The organism is Psychrobacillus sp. NPDC096389, assembly GCF_044762855.1.
In the GTDB taxonomy this organism is placed as follows: Bacteria; Bacillota; Bacilli; order Bacillales_A; family Planococcaceae; genus Psychrobacillus.
In genome coordinates this window covers 720,872-743,374 of the sequence record NZ_JBIWFB010000001.1, presented here as the reverse complement: position 1 = coordinate 743,374, position 22,503 = coordinate 720,872, and the positions used below count along the sequence as shown (strand labels likewise).

Here is a 22,503-nt window from a genome sequence, read left to right as displayed (position 1 = left end):
GAAAACTCAATTATTTGGTTTCGTGTTAGAGTAGGTGGAATGTTCTGATAGTTTGTTGTATGATTTTTGGGAGGAGGTGAGCTGAAAGATTGGTAGAAAAACAATATGCTTTATTGAAAAGATTGCGCATACCACATGTTAAGGAGGGGGATATAAGGAAAGATATTCACCAAATGGAGTCTGGAGCTCGTGGAGAAAATCGACTATTAAAGAAATTAAATGAATTGCGTTTGCCAGGACCATATCGAGTTTTCTCAGATGTTGGATTGCAATCTGGTGAATGGAAAGTGCAAATGGATTGTTTAATAGTTACTGACCGATGTTGCATCGTATTAGAGTCTAAAAATATTAGCAATGACTTATATTTTAATGAGGATTCTGATGAGTTTTATAAAGTAGATAAAGATGGTAGAGAAATAGTTTATAGAAATCCTTATTTTCAACTTATGAAACATATCCGATTTATGAAAGAGTTTTTCCAATTATTAAATTTCCCCGAAATGAACGTAACAGGTGCTGTAGTTTTAACCGCCAAGTCCTGTAGAATCCGTCAAAAACCTGCCCATTATCCCATTTTCAAATTAGAAAGTATTATTGAGAAAATCCTGCAGATGTATGCACTTCCTACTTCTTATCGATTGAGTAATGAACAACTGGATTTCATTGAACAAATGATATGGAAAAAGCAATCTACTTTTATCCATCGACCGCTTTGTGAAAGTTATCAAATTTCTCCAAATGAGTTGATACGAGGAGTGGAATGTCCGAAATGTAGCACGTTAGGCATGAAGCGAACCGGCAAAGTTTGGACATGCACTCGTTGTAAGCACAAGTCTCGCGATGCCCATAAACCCGCTGTACAAGAGTACTTTTGGTTGGTAAGTAAAGAAATGAGAAATAGAGATTTTCGTGATTTTTGCCAGATAGATTCTGTTTATGCAGCTTCTCGTATGTTGGGTAGTATGGATTTACAGATTCATAGAGCTGGACCTAAGACATTTTATACAGAGAAAAAGGATCGATGAAAATCGATTCTTTTTTTGTTGGATGGGTGGTGAAATGTGATGTGTGTCGTGGAAGTTTTTGTGAATCGCAAGGTAGGGCCGTGGAATCGCAAGATACTATGCTAGAATCGCAAAATAGAGGTTACAAATCGCAAGATAATCACTCTTTATCGCAAAATCCACTGACAATTTTTGTGAATCACAAGGTACCATCTTCGAATGGCAAGATACAATGCTAGAATCGCAAGATAGTCACTCTTTATCGCAAAATCCACTGACAATTTTTGTGAATCGCAAGGTACCATCTTCGAATGGCAAGATACTATGCTAGAATCGCAAGATAGAGGCTACAAATCGCAAGATAGTCACTCTTAATCGCAAGATCCGCTGACACTTTTTGCAAATCGCAAGGTAGCACCTTCGAATCCCAAGATACTATACCAGAATCGCAAAATAGAGGCTACAAATCACAAGATTGACTCTCATAATCGCAAGATCCATACCCTCTCTCCACAAAAAATCCTCTTGCCCGAGGGCAAGAGGATTCATCATAATTATCGTACTTCTACCCAGCCATTTTTGATGCCGGTTACTACGGCTTGGGTGCGGTCGTTTACGTTCATCTTTTGTAAGATGCTGGAAACGTGATTTTTTACTGTTTTTTCGGAGATGAATAGTGTTTCTCCGATGGTGCGGTTGCTTTGGCCGTCTGTTAGTAGTTGGAGTACTTCGCATTCGCGCTTTGTTAGTAAGTGGAATGGGCGACGAATTTCTGTTTGGTGGAAGTTTCCTTTGTTTTCACGTTCGCTTAGGCGACGGAATTCTGCTACTAGGTTGCGTGTTACTTTTGGATGTAAGTAAGAGCCGCCTTTTGCTACTACTTTAATAGCAGAGACGATGGCGTTTGCATCCATTTCTTTTAGCATGTATCCAAGTGCACCCGTTTTTAGAGCGTGGGATACGTATGATTCATCATCGTGAATGGATAAGATGATTACTTTTGCTTCTGGAAATTTTGCTAATAGTTCCGCTGTTGCTTCTACCCCGTTTTTGGTCGGCATATTAATATCCATAAGTACTACGTCTGGAATGTATTGTTCGTAAAGGCGAAGTACGTCATTGCCGTCGTTGCCTTCTGCTAATACTTCGAATGTGTCTTCGAAATCTAGAATACGTTTTACTCCTTCACGGAATAATTGGTGATCATCTATAATGATAATTTTTGTCATGTTCATTTCCTCCTAAAATAAAAGCGCAATTGTTATTATTCCTCTTTGATCGGAATGCTAAACAAAATGGTTGTTCCTTTGCCTGGGGAAGAGATGATTTTCATCGTTCCTTCGAGCAAATCCACTCGTTCCTGCATGCCTATTAGACCAAATGATTTTTCCTTTGCAACTTGTGGGTCAAAGCCAACCCCATTATCTTTGACGATAATATTTATCTTTTGTTGCAACCATTCTACTTTCACCCATGCTTCTTTAAACTTTCCATGCTTAATACTGTTTGTTAAACATTCTTGTACTAATCGGAAAATGGCTACTTCGAAATTGGTTGGCATCCGCTGATCTTCTCCGAATGCTTGAAAATTGATTGTTTTTGATGGATTATATTCCTCTATCGTTGATATGTATTTTCGAAGTGTCGGAATTAGTCCTAAATCATCGAGTGCCATAGGACGAAGATCGTAAATGATTCGACGAACTTCTGAAAGCGCATCACGAACCATTGACTTTAGATCGATAATTTCTTTCATCGCTTCGTCTCCACCACGCTGCTCGTATGTAAGATTGATCAAATCAGTTCTAAGTAATACATTGGCAAGCATTTGTGCAGGCCCATCATGTATTTCACGAGAAAGTCTTTTACGTTCTTCCTCTTGTGCTTCGATAATTTTTAGTGTGAAATCTTGTTTAATCTTAGCATTTTCTAGTGCTTCTCCTACATTTTTCAAGTCAGATGTTAAATAATTCATCACGATATTTACTTGGTTAACTAATTGATCGGCCCGCTCAATCATTTCTAAAAGGCCCTGTAATCTGCGTTCTAACTCATCTCTTCGTTGTCTTAACTGCTTTTCTTCATTTCGTTTAATCAAAAGGTTAATTTGAAGGTCGTTTGCAGTTTCGTATGCGTGGCGGACTTGCGGTTCATCATACGAGTCAAAGTTTTTTGAGACTTCGGCTAATCGATTCCGTGCCAGCCTTGAGTTCGCTTCAAGCGTATCGCCTTCTAAAATGACCGCTTCGATATTACTTCGAATTATTTCTAACTCAACTTTCATTTCTTCGAAGCTTTGTCGACTTTGTTCGCTTATAATGAATATATCCCTTTTCGAATGATCCATCACTTCGACCATTCGATCGAAAATAACATCTAACGATTGAGTATTCACATTCTTTTTCGTCATCTGTTTTTTTCTCCTTTTAGCATGCAAATGAGTCTCCATTCATAAATGCTGACAAACTTTATTATAGCACTTAATAACTAAAAATAAATTAAAATTACTTTACAAGTATATTTCAAATGATACAGGGAGGAATTTTTTATGAGAAATGATTACCAGACAGTAAAAGGTTACGGGGAGAGTGAAATTATCATTCAGAAGTCCCGCTTTCTTACATTTGTCAACCGTGCCGAAACCGAGCAGGAAGCTCAGGATTTTATTAATAATATCAAACAACTACATAGAGATGCTACTCATAACTGTTCGGCATACATAATTGGGGAGCATGATAATATCCAAAAAGCGAATGATGATGGGGAACCGAGTGGTACTGCAGGGGTTCCTATGCTTGAAGTGCTAAAAAAACAAGGATTGAAAGATACAGTAGTAGTTGTCACACGTTACTTTGGAGGTATTAAACTTGGTGGTGGAGGACTGATTCGGGCGTATGGAAAAGCGACGACAGAAGGAATAGACGCAGCAAAAGTAGTAGAGCGAAAGTTGCATCATTTAATGAAAATCCAGGTTGATTACGCATGGCTTGGCAAAGTGGAAAATGAAATTCGCAATTCAAACTACCCACTGAAAGAAATCAATTATGCAGAGACGGTGGAATTTTTTGTTTATACAAAAGCAAATGAGGAAATGGTATTTACAGACTGGATAACGGAAATGACGAATGGGCAAGGAATTATAGAAGTTGTCGAAAAAGAATTTTTGGAATTTGTTGTGAATTGAATTATACTTTTACATAAGAGGTGATGACATGAAAAAGATATCCATATTAATCCTGTTGCTTTTTAGTTTAAGTATGGCTCCTATGATTTCTTCTGCAGCCTGTCCAACACCTGTCTCTTGGGACGGCGTGGAACTCAAGTCAGGGCAAATCGGGCGAGTGCTCATTCAAAAACCGACGACAATTTACAAAAATGTTCACGGAACTTTCGAATTTTCTCGAACGGTCCAACCTGGTGAAAATTATCGCGTCTATGCAAATAGATCGACCTACTACCATCTTGGCGGTGGCTTAGTTATTAAGGAGGACTCTTCTATTTTGTATCAAACGCCTTCCAAGCACAAATTGACTTGTGCCAAAAATGCGTCTAGTTCTTTTACAATCGGGGATTCGGCAACATCTGTTGCAACTAAGCTTGGGACAGCACAAAAAAAGGTGATCAATGAATTTGGAACTTCCACCTCTCTTTATCACCAAAACTATCAAAATTTTTATGCTATTAGTTTCCTAAACAATAAGATTTCGTCACTTTATACGAAAGATAAGCACTACCAAGTAAATGGTATTTCGGTTACCAATACAATTAGGGATTTAGAGAACAAGCTAGGGACGAATTATGAAACGACCGGTAACACGTATCCTGTGGAAATCATCACGTACCAATTGCCAAAATATGAGGCGAACTTTTTTATCGATGTACATAATGACAATAAGATTTCTGCCATTCTATTAGTAGATTATCAGCTAATGAATAAAAACCCGAATTTATATCCGAAAAAATCTACTTCTTTGGAAGCAAGTTATGAGACTTTATTATTCGAATTAATTAATGCGGAACGAAAGGTTCAAGGTGTTCCTGTTTTGCAAAATGCTTCGAAAGTAGCGGCAGTTGCTAGAAAGCATAGTGTAGATATGGGGACGTATGAGTATTTTAGTCATGATAATTTGAAGGGGCAATCGCCATTTGATCGACTTGCATCGGATGGGGTGACGTTCAGAAATGCGGGAGAGAATATAGCGACTGGTTATACGAATTCGTATTTTGCGCATGAGGCGTTGATGAATTCGCTTGGGCACCGAAAGAATATTGTGAGTACTGCGTATACGCATGTAGGTGTTGGTGTGTTTTTTGCTAAGTGGACGTATGGTTCGATTCCGTATTATACGGAGAATTTTATTAAGCCATGACTAGGTTAATACTAAAAAAGTAGAGTAAGAATCATGAAGATTCTCACTCTACTTTTTTTAATACTTCTCGATTGTTGTGCCTTGGTAATAGTGCTTTAGGATGCGGTCGTATGTCCAGCCTGCGTCAGCGCGGGCTTTTGCTCCCCATTGGCTCATACCGATACGGTGGCCATATCCCTTACCTTTTACTGTAACTGAATCGATGCCGCTAGTTGCGCCGGTTGTGGATACAATTCCTTCGTTTGTTTGGATATTGATATCGCCATTTGGAATTGTTTCCACACCTGTTGCAGTTTGTACGGATACACCTGTTAAGGAAGTGATATCTGTTGTACCATTTGTTTGTTGTACGGAAAGTTCTGTGATGCCGCCAGATGGTTTATTGAAACTTATATCATACCAGCTAGATTTTAAGGATGCATTATTTGCATCTAAAAATACGTTTCTCATCACAGTTTCATTGCCTTTAATCGTTTTTTCTCCTGAAGTCGTTACAGCGGTTACTGCTGTTACTTCTCCATTAGAACCACCTTTTGTTAGCTTTATATCTAATAAAGCATCGGTTGCACTGAATCCAAATTTCTTTAGAATATTTGCCGTAGGAATTGTCACTGACCAGTTATCGTACGGTGATTTTTCGATTGAATCATCTACAGATACGAATTGTGGAACTTGAGCAGTGTCCCAAACTTCCCCGATATTCGCTGTTTTACCTCCGCTTGCAGCATAGTAATATGCTTGTACAAGTTTACCGTTTGACTTGATAACTAAATCTTTTGTAGCATCTACAGCTGAGTTCGTGCTTTTTTGTTCAGATGTATAGCCTTTATACATTTGGTCTTTTGTTGTACTGCTTAGGATGCCTGCTTTACTTAACGTATAACTTCTTGCAGCAACAGTTTGTGCTTTTAATGCTTCTTGATGCCAAGATGCGTATGATTCGTTTGGAATAACTCCTTTTAAGTAGTTTTCCATGTCTAGTCGATTGACGATTTGTACGCTAGCACCTGCTTTTACAACACTAAAGCTTCCTCGAAATTGTGTACCATTCGGAGTTTTCCCAAGTGGTTGTGATGAAACTTCTGCTACTTTTGCAGATGCTGCTGGTACCCAAGAAGATACACCTTGTTCGTCTGTAATCGAGTACCATACTTCGCCGTTTGCATTCGTAAATTCATTTACAAAGTTGGCACCTTGAAATGCTTTATATGACTTTACTGTTTCATAATCAGCAGTGGCACCTTTTTTCCCATCGACATCCGATGTGAAGACAACTATTTTTTCATTACCAGTTATTGCATGTAGTGCAAAACCGTTCGCAGAAAACATCGAAGAACCTGTTTGGTAAATCGATACCTCCCCGTTTACTTGCGAAAATGTAACAGGTGTATTTGGTAATGCAAAAAACATTTCTTTTGTCGTTAAGTTTTCTAATTTATAGACACCAGTTAAGTGAAGCGAAGTCGTAGAAGCGTTGTGTACTTCTACTTGAACTTGCTTAGAATAACTTTCTTGCTTGTATGCAAATGCTGTATTCGAAACTGCTAAACTAAGTGCCACTACTGATAGACCCGTTATTATTTGTTTAAACAATTATTTCACCTCAGTTAGCGTACTTAGCACCCAACCTTTAGTTCCTTTAGCTGTTTGCACGTTGTACCATATTTCACCGTTTGCATTTTTGAATGAGTCTAAATATTTTAGAGTAGTGCCTTTTGCAACTAATTCAAGTGATGCGTAGTTCGTAGTAGCACCTTTTCTTACGTTCACTGCTTGTTTTGTTACAACTTCTGAAGGTACGACATTACTTGGTTTTGTTGTAGTTACATCACCTGAGAACACCCAGCCTTTTACAGTTGCAGAAACTTCTACGCGGTACCATATACCAGTAGCTGCTTTATGTTGGTCGCTCACTTTTAATCCTTTGTTTGCTCCGAAAGTTGCTAGTACTTTGTAGTCGCGTGTTGCGCCACTATGTACTTTTACGTTACTGCTCGTTGTATACACAGTTGTCGGAAGACCAGTAGAAGGATCAGGTGTTGTAGTAGTTGGTGGTGTTACAACTGTTCCACCTTCAGCAACTGCTTTTTGTAATTGCTTGATGATCGCATCTTGTTCTGCTACTTGTTTTTCTAGTGCTGTCACTTTTGAGTTGATCGGATTTAGTTGAGCTTGTACCCATTCTACCGAAGCAAGTAACAGGTTAGAATTTGCTTTTGTTGCGCTAGGCAACGTGATTGTTAATAGTAAACTTAAACCTAGTACTGCTCCTAAAGTTACCCAAAGTTTCTTTTTCATCGTATACAATTCTCCCTCTTATTGTTTGAAATAGTTTTCTAATCCTTGTCGAATTCCTGCTGCTGCTTTTTTCTGGAATGCGGCTGAAGCTAGTTGTGCTTCTTCCGTTGGATTCGATATAAATGCAAGCTCCACAAGAACAGAAGGAAGTTCGTTCATACGATTGACGTAAAATACATTTTCTTTTACTCCGCGATTATACGTACCTATTGCTTTTACTAAGTCCGATTGGATGCTTTTTGCTAACGTCAGGCTTCTCGGACCATTAAAGTTAACCGTTGCATTGTAATACGTTGTCGTTCCTTTAGAAGAAGCATTAAATGCATCGGCGTGTAGACTAATAAACGCATCGTAATCCGATTTGTTTGCAATATCTGTGCGTTGTTTTAACTCTAAAAACACATCTGTGCTTCTCGTTAATACCACTTCTGCTCCAGCAGCTTCTAGCTCTGCTTGTAAAGCTTTGGCAGTTGCAAGCACCACGTCTTTTTCTCTCTTTCCATTTGGTCCTATTGCTCCAGGATCTTTTGCACCATGTCCTGCATCTAAGATGATTTTCTTACCAGCTAATCCTTTTGGGACTACTTTAATCGTCAATTCTTTATCGTAATCTCGAATTGTATAAGTGTAATTCGGGTCAAACGTGATCAGTAGAACGGAAGTACCACCAGATACTTTTTCCACTTTCATACTTTTCACACCAGTAACAGATGATTTAATCTCGTTTATATCTGATAGATTACCAAATATGCGTAAAACATTGGCAGATGGCGTTGAATAAGTTATATCGAATTTAGATGGTTTCGACCATACTACATAGTTTTGACCATTTCTTACTTCAGTTCGACCATTCGTTAGTTGGATCGGTGAAATATCTGAAAGCATAGAAGCTTGAATCCAACCACGTTTTTCACTTTGTGTTTCAATATTTAACCAGCCATTCAATGAACGAAGCACTCGTACTGGTGTGCTTAAATAGATGGTATCCACTTTTTTCGCAGTAGCACTTGCGCCATTGTAAACAGTAGCTGTTTTCGTACCATATTTAGTAGGAATATTTTCATTTACTTCAAAGTCTGGAATCCAGCCTTCTTTCCCACCTGCATTGATTTGTAGCCAAGTAGTGCCGTCTGTTGCGGCTAATTTGTTTAAAACGGTAAAGCTTGTGTTTTTAGCAAGACCTTGTAAAACTGCAGAATTATAATTACTGTTTGCGTACAATAACGCATTCGCTCTTTTAATCGTTCCTTTTTCTCCTGCACCTGGTGTAACAATTGGTGTTTCTTCAACAGCATCTACAATAGACACAACCGATTGATGTAACCAAGCATCACCGCTTGTCGTGCTTACTTTAAACCATTTCTCTGATTTTGCGTCAGTTGCATATTGTGTTGACTCGAATCGATCATTTAGTCTCGATTGTGTCACTACATCGAAATCAGTGCCTGGACCTGAACGCATATTTGCAACAGATACAGAAATTTGCAAGCTATTATTCTCTTCTACTACATTAGCATCTGTAGATGGAGTTTCAGGCGTTGGATTTTCGGGTACAGTAGAAACAGTTTCAAATGCATCTGCAGGAATCCACCCTTTTTTACCTACTGCATAACTTACTTGGTACCATTTTTCTTTGGAAGCGTTTGTAAACTCTTGATGGATTGATAGTTTTGTTCCAACTTGAATCGTTGCTACAGTTTTATAGCTTTTCGTTGCGCCAGAGTGAACAGTAGATGTTTTGCTAACTACTTTACTTGCAATGGATGATTCTTCGAATGCAGAAGCTAGCATCCACCCTTTTTTACCAGTTGCATAAGTCACTTGCACCCATTTTTCTTTAGCAGCATTTATAAATTCTTGATGGATTACAAGAGTTGTCCCAGGTTTTACTGTGGAAACGACTGCATAACTAGTTGTCGCTCCCTTATGGACAGTTGCTTGTTGCACCACTTTCATCGAAGTTGCAGTTTCGCCAGCTGTTGCATTTAATGCAAATAATTCAGATGTGACCCAGCCTTTTTTACCGTTATATTCCACGTTAAACCATACTTCATTTTGTGCGTTCGTAAATGCACTTAATACTTTCAATGAAGTGCCCGCTGGAATGGTAGCTACTACTTTATAGGAAGTTGTTGCACCGCTGCGCATATTGGCTGCATTTTTCCCTATTTTTTGGGTAGTGCCAGCGTAAGAAATGCCAGTAGATGCTGATGCTGCTTTCACGGCAGTTTGTGCGATTGGTTTTATATAGTCACTAATAACCCAACCTTCTGTATCATTATAGGAAACTTTATACCAAGCTTCTCCTTTACTATTTTTCTCATAGCCAATTATAGACACAGCTTGACCAGTATTTACTTTTGCGATGCTATCAAATTCCGTGCCAGCACCAGTGCGTACATTGACATTGGTCGCGTTAATTTGCGCTTTCGAGCCTACAATTTGGTCTAATACGACAGTTGTATTGGAAGTAGCATATGCTGTTGGTGAATCATTCGCAAGAAGATTTAGTGGCAAAAGAACAGAAGTTGCTAAGACAGATGATGCGATTACTTTTTTCATTTGTTCCTCCTTGAAACGTGTGTTTTCTTCATTTTAATCCACATATCCCCATAAAACAATCCAACTAATGTAATTAAATCCAATGTAATAGAAATGTAATATAGAAAAAAGAATTGTGTCGTAATATCTGAAATGCTGATTTCCGTTTATGTGAAGGGCTTTTGACTTGGATTAGAGTTTACTAGTGTCCACCTTTGTTTCCAGGATTTCTCTTTTATTAATTTCTATAATATGGTATGGATGGGGGTTGCGGATTGGAAGATAGCGACCTCAAATTGCAAGATCGTATGCTAGAATCGCAAAGTAGAGGCTACTAATCGCAAGATGTTCCTAGGGAATCGCAAGATAGGGGGCACTAACCGCAAGATACCCCTTCCCTATGAAGTAAAATCTATTAAATACTCTGCTTTTTTTAGTAAAAAATATATTTGCGCAAAATATGGTGAAATCGCAAGATAATATGCGAGAACCGCAAAATAGGGGCTACTAATCGCAAATCCCCCCTTTATAATTGAAAGATAAGAGGCACTAATAGCAAGATGCACGCCTAAAATCGCAAGATACCTCTTCCTACACTTTTTTGTCTCCAAACAAAAAAAACAGCCCGTTTCCAGGCTGTTCGTTTTAATTTCCTATTGTTAAATCATGGACAGTCTTAGTTTTTGGAATTTCGCTTTGTGCGTTTTGTCCAAAATCATCTAAATTGAGTTGCAGTTGTTTCTTTATTTCTTCGAGAGAATCTTCATCTATTATAAAATAGGATACTCCTCGTATCATCGTATCGTAGCCTTCTAGTTGAAGTTGCTCGATTGGTGATGATTTTAAGTTTTGATATGTTTTGATCAAACTAAAATATTCGGAAGATGGAATATTCGTTTTAACATTATTTCCAACGTCTTTGATCATATCGTCGATGTTGCCAATATTACTGATACTTGTCGCCTTGTTAATAATCTCTTGGATTACTTGTTTTTGTCGGATATTACGTCCGGCATCCCCTTGAGGATCTTTTTTACGCATGCGAACGTATGCAAGTGCTTCGTTTCCGTTTAAGAACATCGGCCCTTCTGTATACTTCTTCCACTTTAAACTTCCTGTCAGTTGAGCACTGAACGTAAATGGAACTTCTACATCTACTCCGCCTACTGTGTCTACGATATCTTCAAATCCTTGGAAGTCAGTTGAAACATAATAGTCGATTGGAATATCTAATATATCTTCCAAAGTATTAATCGTGTAGTTTATTCCACCGAAAGCGTATGAGTGATTTATTTTATCTTGGTATCCTAAATCAGGGATATACACTCTAGAATCTCGTGGGACGCTTACCATTGAGATTTTTTCTGTTTTCGGATTTATTGTAGCCAAGATTAATACATCGGATCTTCCATATTTGGCTTTTTCCTCATTTTCGATTCCGGCTAGTAATATGGTAAAAGCAGAGTCTTCTGCCTTGGCACTTTCGATTTTGTTTTCCACTTCTTCTTTTGGATTTATGTCTTTATCCAATGGTTCGTATATTTTATTTATTGCATTTTTTGTCTGAAGAGAAAGATTTGTGGCAAACACAACAACTCCAGAGAAAAGCACCATCGAAATGATAAGTATTGTATATAATATTTTTCTTCTCGTCTTTGTTTTTCGCTTTTTTTGACGTGAAGTAGTCATAATACTTCCCTACTTTACTGTTAAAATATAATCTCACCAATTATACATAAATTTATGCTCTATGTATATGGAAAAGACCATTACTTCTTCGTAAGGTTATGCAAAAGATCTTTTACAATCGAAGTCCAACTATACTCATTTAAAGCTAGACGTCTTCCACTTTCTTTCATTTTTCTTCTATTTTCATCATCCATCTCGACAAATTCGAACATTGTTTCTGCGATGGAATCGACATTTTCTGGCTTTGCGACTAAGCCAATGTTGTTCTTCGTCACGATTTCAGCACTTTCCCCTTTTCCGCAGTAAAGAACGGGAACGCCCGAAGACGCTGCTGGGAAAATTTTAGATGGACGTGCCCCTTCAAACAAAGCGATATCGCGTAATGGCACGATGCTAACATCCGTTACTGAAAATAATTTCGGCATTTCTTTTAAAGGTAAATGTCCTAAGAACGTTAAATTGAAAAGACCTAATTCTTTCGCTAACTGATGAAGTTTTTCTTCTTCCGGTCCTGCTCCTGCAATTAAAAAATGTGCATGTGGAACTGTTTCTTGCATTTTTTTAGCCGCATATAATATAAACTCTAGTCCTTGTGCATAACCTAAATTTCCACCATAGGCAAAAACAAATTTATCTTGCAATCCATACTTCTCTACATATTCCGCGTTTTTTTCTTCAGGTTGAAAAAAGTTTGTGTTTACGCCATTTGGTAAAACAAATACTTTTTCTTCTGGCTGTGAATGATTAATAATATAAGATTTAATACCATCTGTGGCAGTGGCAATTTTCCAAGAATGTTTGTATAAAAAGGACTCTAAAATTTCAGCCAGTTTAATAAAAAACTTATTTTTTACAAGTCCTAGTTTCACCGCAGATTCTGGCCAAACATCCGCTACATTGAATACAAACTTCGCTCCTTTTAGTTTGGCACTTAGTAGTCCCGTTAACCCTAAAAAGATTGGTGGCGAGTTTACAATAATGACATCTACTTTCCCTGCTTTCATTAGTCCGTAAAAAGAACTAAATGTGAAGGAAAAATAAGACACTAATCGTTTATAAAAAGTTCCCTTTTTAGAAGGGTAAATCCATGTACGATGGACAGGGATCCCGTCCCATTTTTCAAATTCATATTTTTTTCCTTTATACTCATCCGGAATAATCCCATGAGGGTGATGTGGAAAAGCAGTTACTACTTGAATATCATGTCCTTGTGCAAGTAGTTCTTTACTAACCTCATATACCCGGATTTGTGGAGCACCTGTTTCAGGTGGGAAGTGTTGACACAAATATACGATACGCATAACAATCACCGATTTAATCTTTCCATTTATTCTTCAAGTACGCAAGTAACGGCTCTCTTAGATCATCCCGTTTTAAAGCGAAGTCAAAAGTCGCTTGTAAAAATCCAAATTTATCTCCAACATCATATCGTGTTCCATCGAATATGTATGAGTAAATAGATTCTTTTGCTAATAATGAATCAATAGCATCCGTTAACTGTATTTCACCTTTTGCATCTGGTTGTACTTTTTCTAATTCATCGAAAATAGCAGGTGATAAAATGTAACGACCAACAATCGCTTGGTTAGATGGTGCATCTTCAATGGCTGGTTTTTCTACTAAACGCTTCACTGTAAACAAATTATTATCCGCTTCACTATATTCCACGATTCCATATTTATGCACGTCTTCGTCTGGAACTTCATTGACACCTAAAATACTGCTTTCAACTTCTTCGTATTTTTCAATCATTTGCTTTAAAGCTGGTACTTCTGCATCAATAATATCATCTGGAAGTAGCACAGCAAATGGTTCGTTGCCGATGAATTTTTTCGTACATAAAATAGCATGGCCAAGTCCTAGTGGTTCTTTTTGACGCATATAATGAATGTCCACTAAGTTTGAAATATTTTCTACCGTTTCAAGTAATTCATGTTTGCCTGTTTTTTTCAACAGAAGCTCTAATTCGATTGATTTATCAAAATGATCTTCCATTGATTTTTTATTACGTCCAGTGACGATAATAATATCTTCAATGCCAGAAGCGATTGCTTCTTCAATAATGTATTGTAAGTTTGGTTTGTCTACGATTGGTAGCATTTCTTTCGGTAAAGCTTTCGTGGCAGGTAAGAAACGAGTTCCAAATCCTGCTGCAGGAATGACCGCTTTTTTTATCATATTCCATCACCTTCTGATTTAATATTTTTCATACAATGAAAGCATATAATGCGCATTATCCACCCAGCTATAATGCTCTTTTACATGAGCGACACCGGCTCTTCCCATTACCGCTCTTAAATCACTATTTCTCGCTAATTTTTTAAATGCAGTTGCTAGTTGGTCGGGACTGTTTTTATCGACAACGATTCCAGTAACGTCTTGTACGACTACTTCTGGCAAGCCACCGACGTTTGATACGACAACTGGCACACCACAAGCCATCCCCTCTACAGCGGCAACGCCAAAGCTTTCACTGTCTTCTGTAGATGGTACAGCAAAAATCGACATCTTACGAATAATTGCGGGTACTTCTGTATTTGGAACTTTACCTGTAAATGTCGTTACATCGGCAATTCTTAAATCTTTTGCGAGCTGTTCATACTCGGCTCTTTGAGGACCATCACCTGTAATCAGAAGCTCAGAGTTTGGAAACTCTTTATGGAATAAGGCAAAACCTTTTACTAGATCAGCAATTCCGTATTTATCTTCTAGCGCTTTTACAGTTCCGATAATAATTTTATCGTCCGCTTCTTGCTCATCTGGTGCAGGGTAAAATTGCTCGATATCTACTCCAAATGGAGTTACTTCTACTTTTTTGTTTGTATATAGATTTGTTTCTTTCGCCATGACATGGCTTGTTGAAAAAATAGCAGTTGCTTGTTCTAATGTATACTCTATGAGTTTTTGATTGAGCTTGCTTTTTTTAGGAACGACGAAAATGTCTTTTCCCCATACCGAAACAAAATATTTTTTATAATGAACCATGGCACCCAATAACCCGTAGCTGGATACATAATGTGCATGTAAAATATCTGGATTCCATTCCTTCAACATTTTTTTCAAAGCAGGTGCTGCTGTTAAATACGAAGCTTTGCTTGGAAGTAATTTCGGCAAAATTTGTGTTGGTACAAGTTTAGCATTGTCCTCTGAATAATGATCTTTGAATGTATATACTTTCACTTCAATGCCTTGTGATTGATAAAACAATGCCCATTTTTGCGTGTGAATCGATCTGCTTGGGGCTAATAAAGCAATTTTCATTGTTGACCTCCTATAAGCGCGAGTGCTGCTTGTTCGGCACGTTCGTTCCATGCATGCTGCTGTAAAAATGACTGCCCGATATTTCGTTTATACGTTTCAAAATGTGGTTGAATGTCCAGCATTCCTTGGGCAATACTTTCAGCGTCGTCTTCCGTAATGACGCCGTAAGGACCTGACTTGATAAAATCTTCTTGTGCAGAACAATTGGTTGCAATAATCGGCAAGCCAGCAGTTAAATATTCTACTAATTTGATAGGTACAGCAAAATCGTTATAAATCGATCTTTTTCGCGGTATAAACGCAAAATCTACTTCTGTATATACTTGTTGAAGTTCTGCTCCGCTCACATGTTGAAGATTGATATACGGTTTTGCTAGTTTTTCTTTATCTGAATCGCTAAGTGCTGTATATTCATCTTCTCGACAGACGATCACGAGCTCACCTTTTATGCTGTCTTTATTTAACAAGGCAAACGATTCTACTAAAGTTGGTAACCCATAATCAACATTATTAATACCACCAACGTATATCCCTTTAAAAGGCTGCCCGATTTCCTTACTATTGATCTTTATTTCCGTAAATCGTCCTCCAGGAGGCAAAGCCATTTTCGCAGTATTAATATTTACATACTTGCCCATTGCATCGCTCGGTAAAAAGACGGTATGCATATATTTGCCGTAAAATTTTTCTTCCTTTTTATAAATAGTTTGCATGATGAATTTTTTCAAACCTTTTAACGAATACAACTCATCGAATTTCCAATAGACGTCACGATAAAAGACGCCAATCGGCACATGATGTTTCTTTAGCGTTTGAAAAACTTCTTTATCTATTTTCCAATCTTTCGGTATATGTCCAGGATCCGTAAGCCATAATGGAATTGTTTGGTTTTCTGAGTAACAGAATAATGTTTGCTCGTATTTTCTCTCTTCTACTAACTTATTCCACTGAACACGACGTTCTGTACTCGTTCCAGAAATGACAATGAGCTCCAAGTCATTCTTTTTTGCATATACATCAAATGCTTTGATCATCTCTACTGGCCGAATCGCAGAACCACTTTTCGGGTTCGTAGCAACCGTAAAAGGATAATAAATTATGATATTTTTCATGCCTTCACTCTTTTCTTCCTTAAATTCATGACGAAGCGCCAAATGATGTGAAAATATCCTTCCAGAACAAACAACCCACCTAAAACAACGCTCAGTATTATCCAAATCGGATTAAAGAAGAAATCGGAAACTCCTCCTACAAGCGTTCTTGGAATATTGATGGTGAAATAAATAAATAATGCAAGGACCACTGGCGTTTTTGGTAAACGTAAAAATACAATATAAAGTAATTGAATGACAATGGCAATATAAATAATTGCTACAATGACACCTAAATAACCAAAAGAGGCAAACGCTTCTCCTAAGAAAATCGTATTTAGCACCCCGCCAGTCCCTTTGTCTATATTTTCGGGGAAGACATTTTCCATTACCATTCGAGCCGAACGAACTTGTTCTACATCAAAGATTTTAGCGATAAAGGAAGGTAGACCTTTCGCTTCTAATAAAGCAATGGAATGCGAAAAAGTATCCAAATGCAAAAAGAATGGAGAAATTTGAGCTAAAATAATTCGACCAATTGGACCCGAATTATAGGCTAAAAAGCTTCCTACTTCTGTCACTCCTTGAATAGCGACGTACATTATAACTAATAACACACCTCCAGCAATTATATATCCGCTTATTCTTCTCCAGTTCAACTTTAAACGTCCAGTATATACAGCTGCAAGTACCAGCATAATAATGTAAAAGAAAATGGGAGACTTTGCCAAATCATAAGTAGAAATTAAAATGGAAGATACAAATAGCATGAAAAACATTATTTTCCAATATAGTGCCTTTGAGTGCGCCGTGTAAACAAAAGCAATAATCGATAATACAGGAGTTAAGGCAATTCCAAATATATTACGAATATACACACTTGGCCCGCTAAAACCCCTGGATGCGTCAATTCGCATCTTAGCAAGTTCTTCTGTATTTCCTTTAAGCAATTCCAAAAGTGGGACTGTCGATGTTTTCAATAATGTAAAAGCAACTGCTAAAACAGATATTGCAGCGAGCGTTCCAAATGCAAGTCTAAATATACGTCTGTTCTTATCTACACTTGTACGAACGGGTTCATGTAGGTAACGATCAAATTCTAATGATGCATTAAAACCTAAAATTCTTCCTACAACTAATTGCGTAAGTGGGAACAAAATCATTAATATCGTCAACAAAACAAATCCAATGATTCGATATTCCTCATGGTCCATTCTTTTGATCATATAGTAATCATCTATTCCTAAAGCTATCAATAATCCGCCAATATAACTGGAGATAAGGAAAGAATAATAATATATAATGGAAATCATATTTGGCCTTACAAGAGAAAGGCTTCCAGAAACCTTAGCAAAAAGGTATGTGGAAGCCACCACAGTAAAGAGCCATATGCTAAAAATTAACAATGCTCACACCTACTTTATTTACTTAAATGATTCTTTAATAAAGCTAATACTTTCTCTGCCGTTTTACCATCGCCAAATACAGGAGTATAAGAAGGAGAAACTTGTTTTGCTACAGCTTCTACTATTTTGGCTGTATCTGTACCTGTTAAAATATTGGCATCTTCGATCAATGTTTCGACCCATTCCGTTTGGTCACGAACTGTAACACAAGGTACTTCTGCAAAATACGCTTCTTTTTGAACACCACCAGAATCGGTTACGATTTTTTTTGCACTTGTTTCAAGTGATAGCATATCTAAATAGCCTACTGGTTCGATTACTTGTAAATTAGGGATTTGATCCAACTTAAAGCCATAATCCTCTAATTTTTTCTTCGTACGTGGATGTATTGGCCATACTTTTGTTTCTGGAATTTGACTGAAAGCATCTAAAATTGATTTCATACGATCTACATCATCTGTGTTTTCAGCACGGTGAATCGTAATTAATAAATAATCTTTTGCTTTTAAATTTTCACGTTCTAAAATAGTCGACGTCGATTCTGCTAAGGTTTTATTGTATAAAACAGCATCGTACATAACGTCTCCCACATTATGAACACCTTCTGAAATGTTTTCGTTTGTTAAATTTTGGATAGCCGTATCTGTTGGGCAAAGAAGTAATGTAGACACATGGTCGGTTAAAATGCGGTTTACTTCTTCCGGCATTTTTTTGTTAAAGCTTCTAAGGCCCGCTTCGATATGAACGATCGGAACATGTAGTTTTGCAGCAGCTAATGCACCTGCAAGTGTAGAGTTAGTATCTCCATAAACTAGAACAAAATCCGGTGTTTCTGCTAAAATAATTTCTTCAATTTTTGCAAGCATCTCACCTGTTTGTTTTCCGTGATTTCCTGAACCGATTCCTAAGTGGTAATCTGGTTTTGGAATATTCAACTCTTCGAAAAAGATATCGGACATATTCGCATCATAATGTTGCCCAGTATGTACGATTAGCTCTGTTACTTCTTCATCGCGGATTACGCGGGAAATAGCTGCCGCTTTTATAAATTGAGGTCTTGCTCCTAATATTGTTAAGACTTTCATTTCGTCAGCTCCTTCATCATTTGAATCATATCTTTTACGATAAACGAATTTATATTGTATGGATGTTCGTATTTCTGACCATCTCTTTTAAACGATAGCGACCTTACATATTGTTTATATGTTGGATAGATTCCAAACCACTCCATTGGTTCGTCAAAATATTTTCGGTAAAGATTTTTCTTTCGATATATTTTGCGCAATAGTGGATAAACAATTCCGTATTTATTTCTTAGTGAATTTTCTGGACCTGGTTTTTGCGGCATTGGATAAAAATCAGGATACATTTTGTGCAAGGTGTAATCATACAAATACTTTTTGTATTTTAAGTCTACTGGCAGTTTGCTGAAAAAGTGGATGAGACGATCATCCCATAATGGAACCGACCATCCTTGCCCAAAATATTCATACACCCGGACAGAATTGATAATAAACTTGGATTGTCTTTCACGCCAATTCCACTCATCAATAATGGAAGTTGCTCGCTCATTTGTATAATTCGAGTAAACTTCGATATCCTTTATGAGCCCTTTACCGATATCCGTTGTTGCATAAGATTTCCTACCAGATAATTCCCATAAACGGAAATGCTTATTCATGATAAACTGTTGGATTTCACTTACTTCAAAATCTTTATCTACAATCGATTCATAAGGTAAATGCCCGCCAGCTAAATAATCTAGAGAATGACCCGGCAAGAAAACGGCATCTTTTAAATTTTCTTCTTGTACAAGTAGTTTAGTACTTGGAAAATCTTGCAAATGCGCAACTGATACTCCATTGCTTGAATAGACGACATAGTCTTTCCAGTCCTCGGATTTATACATGTCTTCCCACATTGCTTTATCGTAAGCGAAATACTTCCATTTCAAACCTAAACGATCGGCAATTTGCTTACTTACAGTCGATTCGCCATTACCTGGTCTACCATATGTAAATGCAGTGATAGAATCTTTCAATCCTCGTTCTACTAACATAAGTGCTATTAATCTAGAATCGTACCCTCCACTTAATGGTATAACGATTTGTCTATCTTTCAATCTTGTGGCTAAATCGTCAAAAAGTGAATGGAATACATGCTCCAATTCTTCTGCGAAAACATCAATCGTTTCCTCTTCTTTTTCCAATACATACGTGTAATAATACGATTGTTTCGCCTCTTCTGTTAAAAGTACTTTTGAAACTGCCGGTACTTGATACCAATCTTCAAAGAGTGTTTTTTCTCTAAAGACAAAACCAGTTACAAGAAATTCTTCTTCCGCCTCTTTTTGCATTTTCATGCCGGCATGAGGTGTGATAAAATCTTGAACTAACCAGTCTCCAGATGGCTCTTTGGAATAAAAAAGTGGAATGGATCGCTTCATATCTGTTACAAGTGTCGTATTAAGTTCAGTTGTAAAGATTAATGCATATTCTCCATTCCAACGTGCAAATTCCATGGAAGATAGAGCTTCCACGTCAAATATACTAACAAAATTTTCATGGGTGACATATTGATTTTCATAGTAGAAATAACCTCTAAAAAAACCTTCATACCCAGCGCCTCGTATAGGATAAAAATCTTTATGCCTAAGGTTAATTTTACAGTTGTTCGCCATGTCTTTATCCCCCATTACTTTCTTTTTATAAAATATTTATCGATTCTACTTAGTAGCACAAGAACAATAAATGCAATCCAAATGCCAGCTATTAACCAGCTATTTAAATCATTAACTTGAATATATACGATACTTCCTGTTGCTGCTATTAACCAAAAGATTGTCCAACCCATTACAAACCCAGAGAAAGGCACGTAATATAGCTTTTGGCTTTTCCTAAATACTAAAAATAGTGCTACACAATAAGAAGCCACATAAGAAATAACTGCTCCCCATATTGCAAACATTGGAACGAACACGAAACAAAGCGCTATTGACACAACTGCTGCTATACCAAAAGCAATCGAAATATGCTTTGTTTGTTTGGAGAAGAATATTCCCGTCGAAACAATCATATAATAGAAATTTATAAAAGTTGCTATTGCAATAGGTGCCACATATGGATAAGCAATTTGATAAGGTTCAGCTAATACTAAAATCACCAAAGGCATTATAGTTGCTAGCAATAATACTCCAATGCTTCCTGCTATTAAAATAGCTGCATACAATTTTGCAAACAATTCTGGACTCGTCTCTTTATCTTTCATAGACATAGAAAATGGTCGCCAGGCAAGCTGTATCCCACTTGTTAATAAAGTGATGAATGTTGCAAATTTAATCGCTGTTTCGTAGATGCCCACTTCTGTAAAAGTAGCGTACTCTTTCAAAAAAAAGAAATTCGCATTGAGGATTAGCCAAAAAGCAAGCGATGCTGGAACAAGTGGTGTTGCATATATTAAAATTTTCTTTAATATTTGCCAATCAAATATAGGACGTAAATAAGTCATTGCGGGTTTGATGATTAATAAAATAATTACCGCTACGCTTAATAGACGTGCAATTAATACACCTTCCAATGAAGTCCATATATAGATTAGAAAGACGATAGATACAAGTGCAATCAAAAGCATTTTAGCAATTGTCGTAAAAACTACTCGTTTCGTCTTAAATTCATAGCGAAGAATGGTTAAAACAAGTGTAATAATCGTATCTAAAAAGAGTGTGCCAAATGCAATATAAAATAAATGCGAGTATCCATTGGAATCTAATAGCAGAGTTGAAAGCCAATCTCCACCAATAAAAAAGATTATAAATAAAAGTACAACGATGGATAAACGGAACGTCATAACAGATCGAACATATTTTTCTCTTGTTTCTTTGTCCTTATGTTCGAAATAGTAATAAGCTAGCGCAGAATCAGTTCCAAAAATAACGACAAATGTCAGCATTGCAACTATGCGATCGATAAAGCCAAGCATTCCGTATTCCGGTACAGTCATATAATATGTATATACTGGTAATAGAATAAACGCAATTAGCTTCGTTCCTACATTCATAAATGCGTAAAGGAGCGAATCCGCTCCTAAACGTTTTAGCTGAGAAAACACTTAGAGTAGTTCCTCCTCAGGCACATTTTTCATGATTTTTGCAGGGAACCCTTTAATCAATGTTTTTTCTTCTGTATCTTTTGTTACTAAAGCGCCAGCTGCTACAAATGTTTCTTCAGCAATTGTAATCCCTGGTAAAATGATAGACGCTCCACCAACGCGGGCTCCTCTTTTTACGATTGCACCTTTAATCTTATCAAAACGTGCCTCTGTTCTACCCATGAAGTTATCATTCGTCGTTGTCACACAAGGTGCGATAAAGACATGATCCTCTAAAGTAGAGTGTGCTGTAATATAAGAGTTCGATTGGATTTTCGTACGGTCACCAATTGTTACAAAGTTTTCTACTGTAACATTACGTCCGATTATAACGAAAGATCCAACTTCTACATCTTCACGTACAGTTGCCAGGTCAGCAATTAAGGTACTTTCCCCGACTACTGCTCCGCGGTAAACAATTGTATTTGCGCCAATTGTACATTCTTTTCCAAGTTGAAGCGGTGGAATTTGTTTTGTAATTTGCATCGTACTTGTTTTCGCTGGTTTCGGTTGTTTTCCAACTACCGCACCGTCATCAATCGTTGTGCCATCTCCAATAATAGAGTCCGCATGAATCGTTACTCGATTACCAATGCGAACATTGGCACCAATCTTAGCCCCTTCTTCTATAACAGAAAAATGACCAACTGTTGTATTTTCGCCAAGTTCGGCAGTTTCATGTATAAAGTTCATGTTG

Annotated in this window: 18 protein-coding genes; 3 read left to right on the top strand and 15 right to left on the bottom strand. The window is 37.3% G+C overall.

Annotated features, from left to right (window positions below):
- Window positions 1-89 precede the first annotated feature (89 nt).
- A complete protein-coding gene (locus tag ACIQ38_RS03470; RefSeq protein ID WP_402818023.1) occupies window positions 90-1,025 on the top strand; it encodes an NERD domain-containing protein in 936 nt (311 codons plus the stop codon).
- A 533-nt stretch (window positions 1,026-1,558) separates the two neighbouring features.
- On the opposite strand, the gene ACIQ38_RS03465 is transcribed toward ACIQ38_RS03470, so the two are convergent.
- Window positions 1,559-2,233, bottom strand: coding sequence for a response regulator (locus ACIQ38_RS03465; protein WP_402818020.1), 675 nt, complete (start codon window positions 2,231-2,233; stop codon window positions 1,559-1,561).
- Between the two features lie 35 nt (window positions 2,234-2,268).
- Window positions 2,269-3,414: a sensor histidine kinase gene (locus ACIQ38_RS03460; protein ID WP_402818017.1), complete on the bottom strand. Its 1,146-nt coding sequence runs from the start codon at window positions 3,412-3,414 to the stop codon at window positions 2,269-2,271.
- A gap of 138 nt (window positions 3,415-3,552) precedes the next feature.
- Between ACIQ38_RS03460 and ACIQ38_RS03455 the strand changes: the two genes are divergently transcribed.
- Together ACIQ38_RS03455 and ACIQ38_RS03450 are read left to right on the top strand one after the other, a co-directional pair.
- A complete protein-coding gene (locus ACIQ38_RS03455) occupies window positions 3,553-4,188 on the top strand; it encodes a YigZ family protein (protein WP_402818014.1) in 636 nt (211 codons plus the stop codon).
- 28 nt (window positions 4,189-4,216) lie between these two features.
- Window positions 4,217-5,374 (top strand): CAP domain-containing protein, encoded by a 1,158-nt coding sequence (locus tag ACIQ38_RS03450; protein ID WP_402818012.1) that lies wholly within the window; start codon window positions 4,217-4,219, stop codon window positions 5,372-5,374.
- Window positions 5,375-5,431: 57 nt separating this feature from the next.
- On the opposite strand, the gene ACIQ38_RS03445 is transcribed toward ACIQ38_RS03450, so the two are convergent.
- From ACIQ38_RS03445 to ACIQ38_RS03385, 13 genes are all read right to left on the bottom strand, one after another.
- Window positions 5,432-6,967 carry a SpoIID/LytB domain-containing protein gene (locus ACIQ38_RS03445; RefSeq protein ID WP_402818009.1) on the bottom strand — a complete coding sequence of 512 codons (1,536 nt, stop codon included), beginning with the start codon at window positions 6,965-6,967 and terminating at the stop codon, window positions 5,432-5,434.
- Window positions 6,968-7,672 carry an SH3 domain-containing protein gene (locus ACIQ38_RS03440; protein ID WP_402818006.1) on the bottom strand — a complete coding sequence of 235 codons (705 nt, stop codon included), beginning with the start codon at window positions 7,670-7,672 and terminating at the stop codon, window positions 6,968-6,970.
- Between the two features lie 18 nt (window positions 7,673-7,690).
- Window positions 7,691-10,234, bottom strand: coding sequence for an N-acetylmuramoyl-L-alanine amidase (locus tag ACIQ38_RS03435; RefSeq protein ID WP_402818003.1), 2,544 nt, complete (start codon window positions 10,232-10,234; stop codon window positions 7,691-7,693).
- A 624-nt stretch (window positions 10,235-10,858) separates the two neighbouring features.
- A complete protein-coding gene (locus tag ACIQ38_RS03430; protein ID WP_402818000.1) occupies window positions 10,859-11,902 on the bottom strand; it encodes an LCP family protein in 1,044 nt (347 codons plus the stop codon).
- Between the two features lie 80 nt (window positions 11,903-11,982).
- Window positions 11,983-13,203 (bottom strand): glycosyltransferase family 4 protein, encoded by a 1,221-nt coding sequence (locus ACIQ38_RS03425; RefSeq protein WP_402817997.1) that lies wholly within the window; start codon window positions 13,201-13,203, stop codon window positions 11,983-11,985.
- A 13-nt stretch (window positions 13,204-13,216) separates the two neighbouring features.
- A complete protein-coding gene (gene galU / locus ACIQ38_RS03420; RefSeq protein ID WP_402817994.1) occupies window positions 13,217-14,080 on the bottom strand; it encodes a UTP--glucose-1-phosphate uridylyltransferase GalU in 864 nt (287 codons plus the stop codon).
- 18 nt (window positions 14,081-14,098) lie between these two features.
- Complete coding sequence (locus ACIQ38_RS03415; RefSeq protein ID WP_402817991.1) at window positions 14,099-15,163, bottom strand: glycosyltransferase; 1,065 nt, start codon at window positions 15,161-15,163, stop codon at window positions 14,099-14,101.
- Complete coding sequence (locus tag ACIQ38_RS03410; RefSeq protein WP_402817988.1) at window positions 15,160-16,275, bottom strand: glycosyltransferase; 1,116 nt, start codon at window positions 16,273-16,275, stop codon at window positions 15,160-15,162. Before ACIQ38_RS03410 ends, ACIQ38_RS03415 begins: the two co-directional genes overlap by 4 nt.
- Window positions 16,272-17,567, bottom strand: a complete 1,296-nt coding sequence (locus ACIQ38_RS03405; RefSeq protein WP_402817985.1) for an oligosaccharide repeat unit polymerase — start codon at window positions 17,565-17,567, stop codon at window positions 16,272-16,274. Before ACIQ38_RS03405 ends, ACIQ38_RS03410 begins: the two co-directional genes overlap by 4 nt.
- A 107-nt stretch (window positions 17,568-17,674) precedes the next feature.
- Complete coding sequence (gene wecB, locus ACIQ38_RS03400) at window positions 17,675-18,745, bottom strand: non-hydrolyzing UDP-N-acetylglucosamine 2-epimerase (RefSeq protein ID WP_402817982.1); 1,071 nt, start codon at window positions 18,743-18,745, stop codon at window positions 17,675-17,677.
- Window positions 18,742-20,340 carry an asparagine synthase-related protein gene (locus ACIQ38_RS03395; RefSeq protein ID WP_402817979.1) on the bottom strand — a complete coding sequence of 533 codons (1,599 nt, stop codon included), beginning with the start codon at window positions 20,338-20,340 and terminating at the stop codon, window positions 18,742-18,744. Before ACIQ38_RS03395 ends, wecB begins: the two co-directional genes overlap by 4 nt.
- A gap of 14 nt (window positions 20,341-20,354) precedes the next feature.
- Window positions 20,355-21,767: a lipopolysaccharide biosynthesis protein gene (locus tag ACIQ38_RS03390; RefSeq protein WP_402817976.1), complete on the bottom strand. Its 1,413-nt coding sequence runs from the start codon at window positions 21,765-21,767 to the stop codon at window positions 20,355-20,357.
- Window positions 21,768-22,499: an acyltransferase gene (locus ACIQ38_RS03385; RefSeq protein WP_402817974.1), complete on the bottom strand. Its 732-nt coding sequence runs from the start codon at window positions 22,497-22,499 to the stop codon at window positions 21,768-21,770.
- Window positions 22,500-22,503 lie beyond the last annotated feature (4 nt).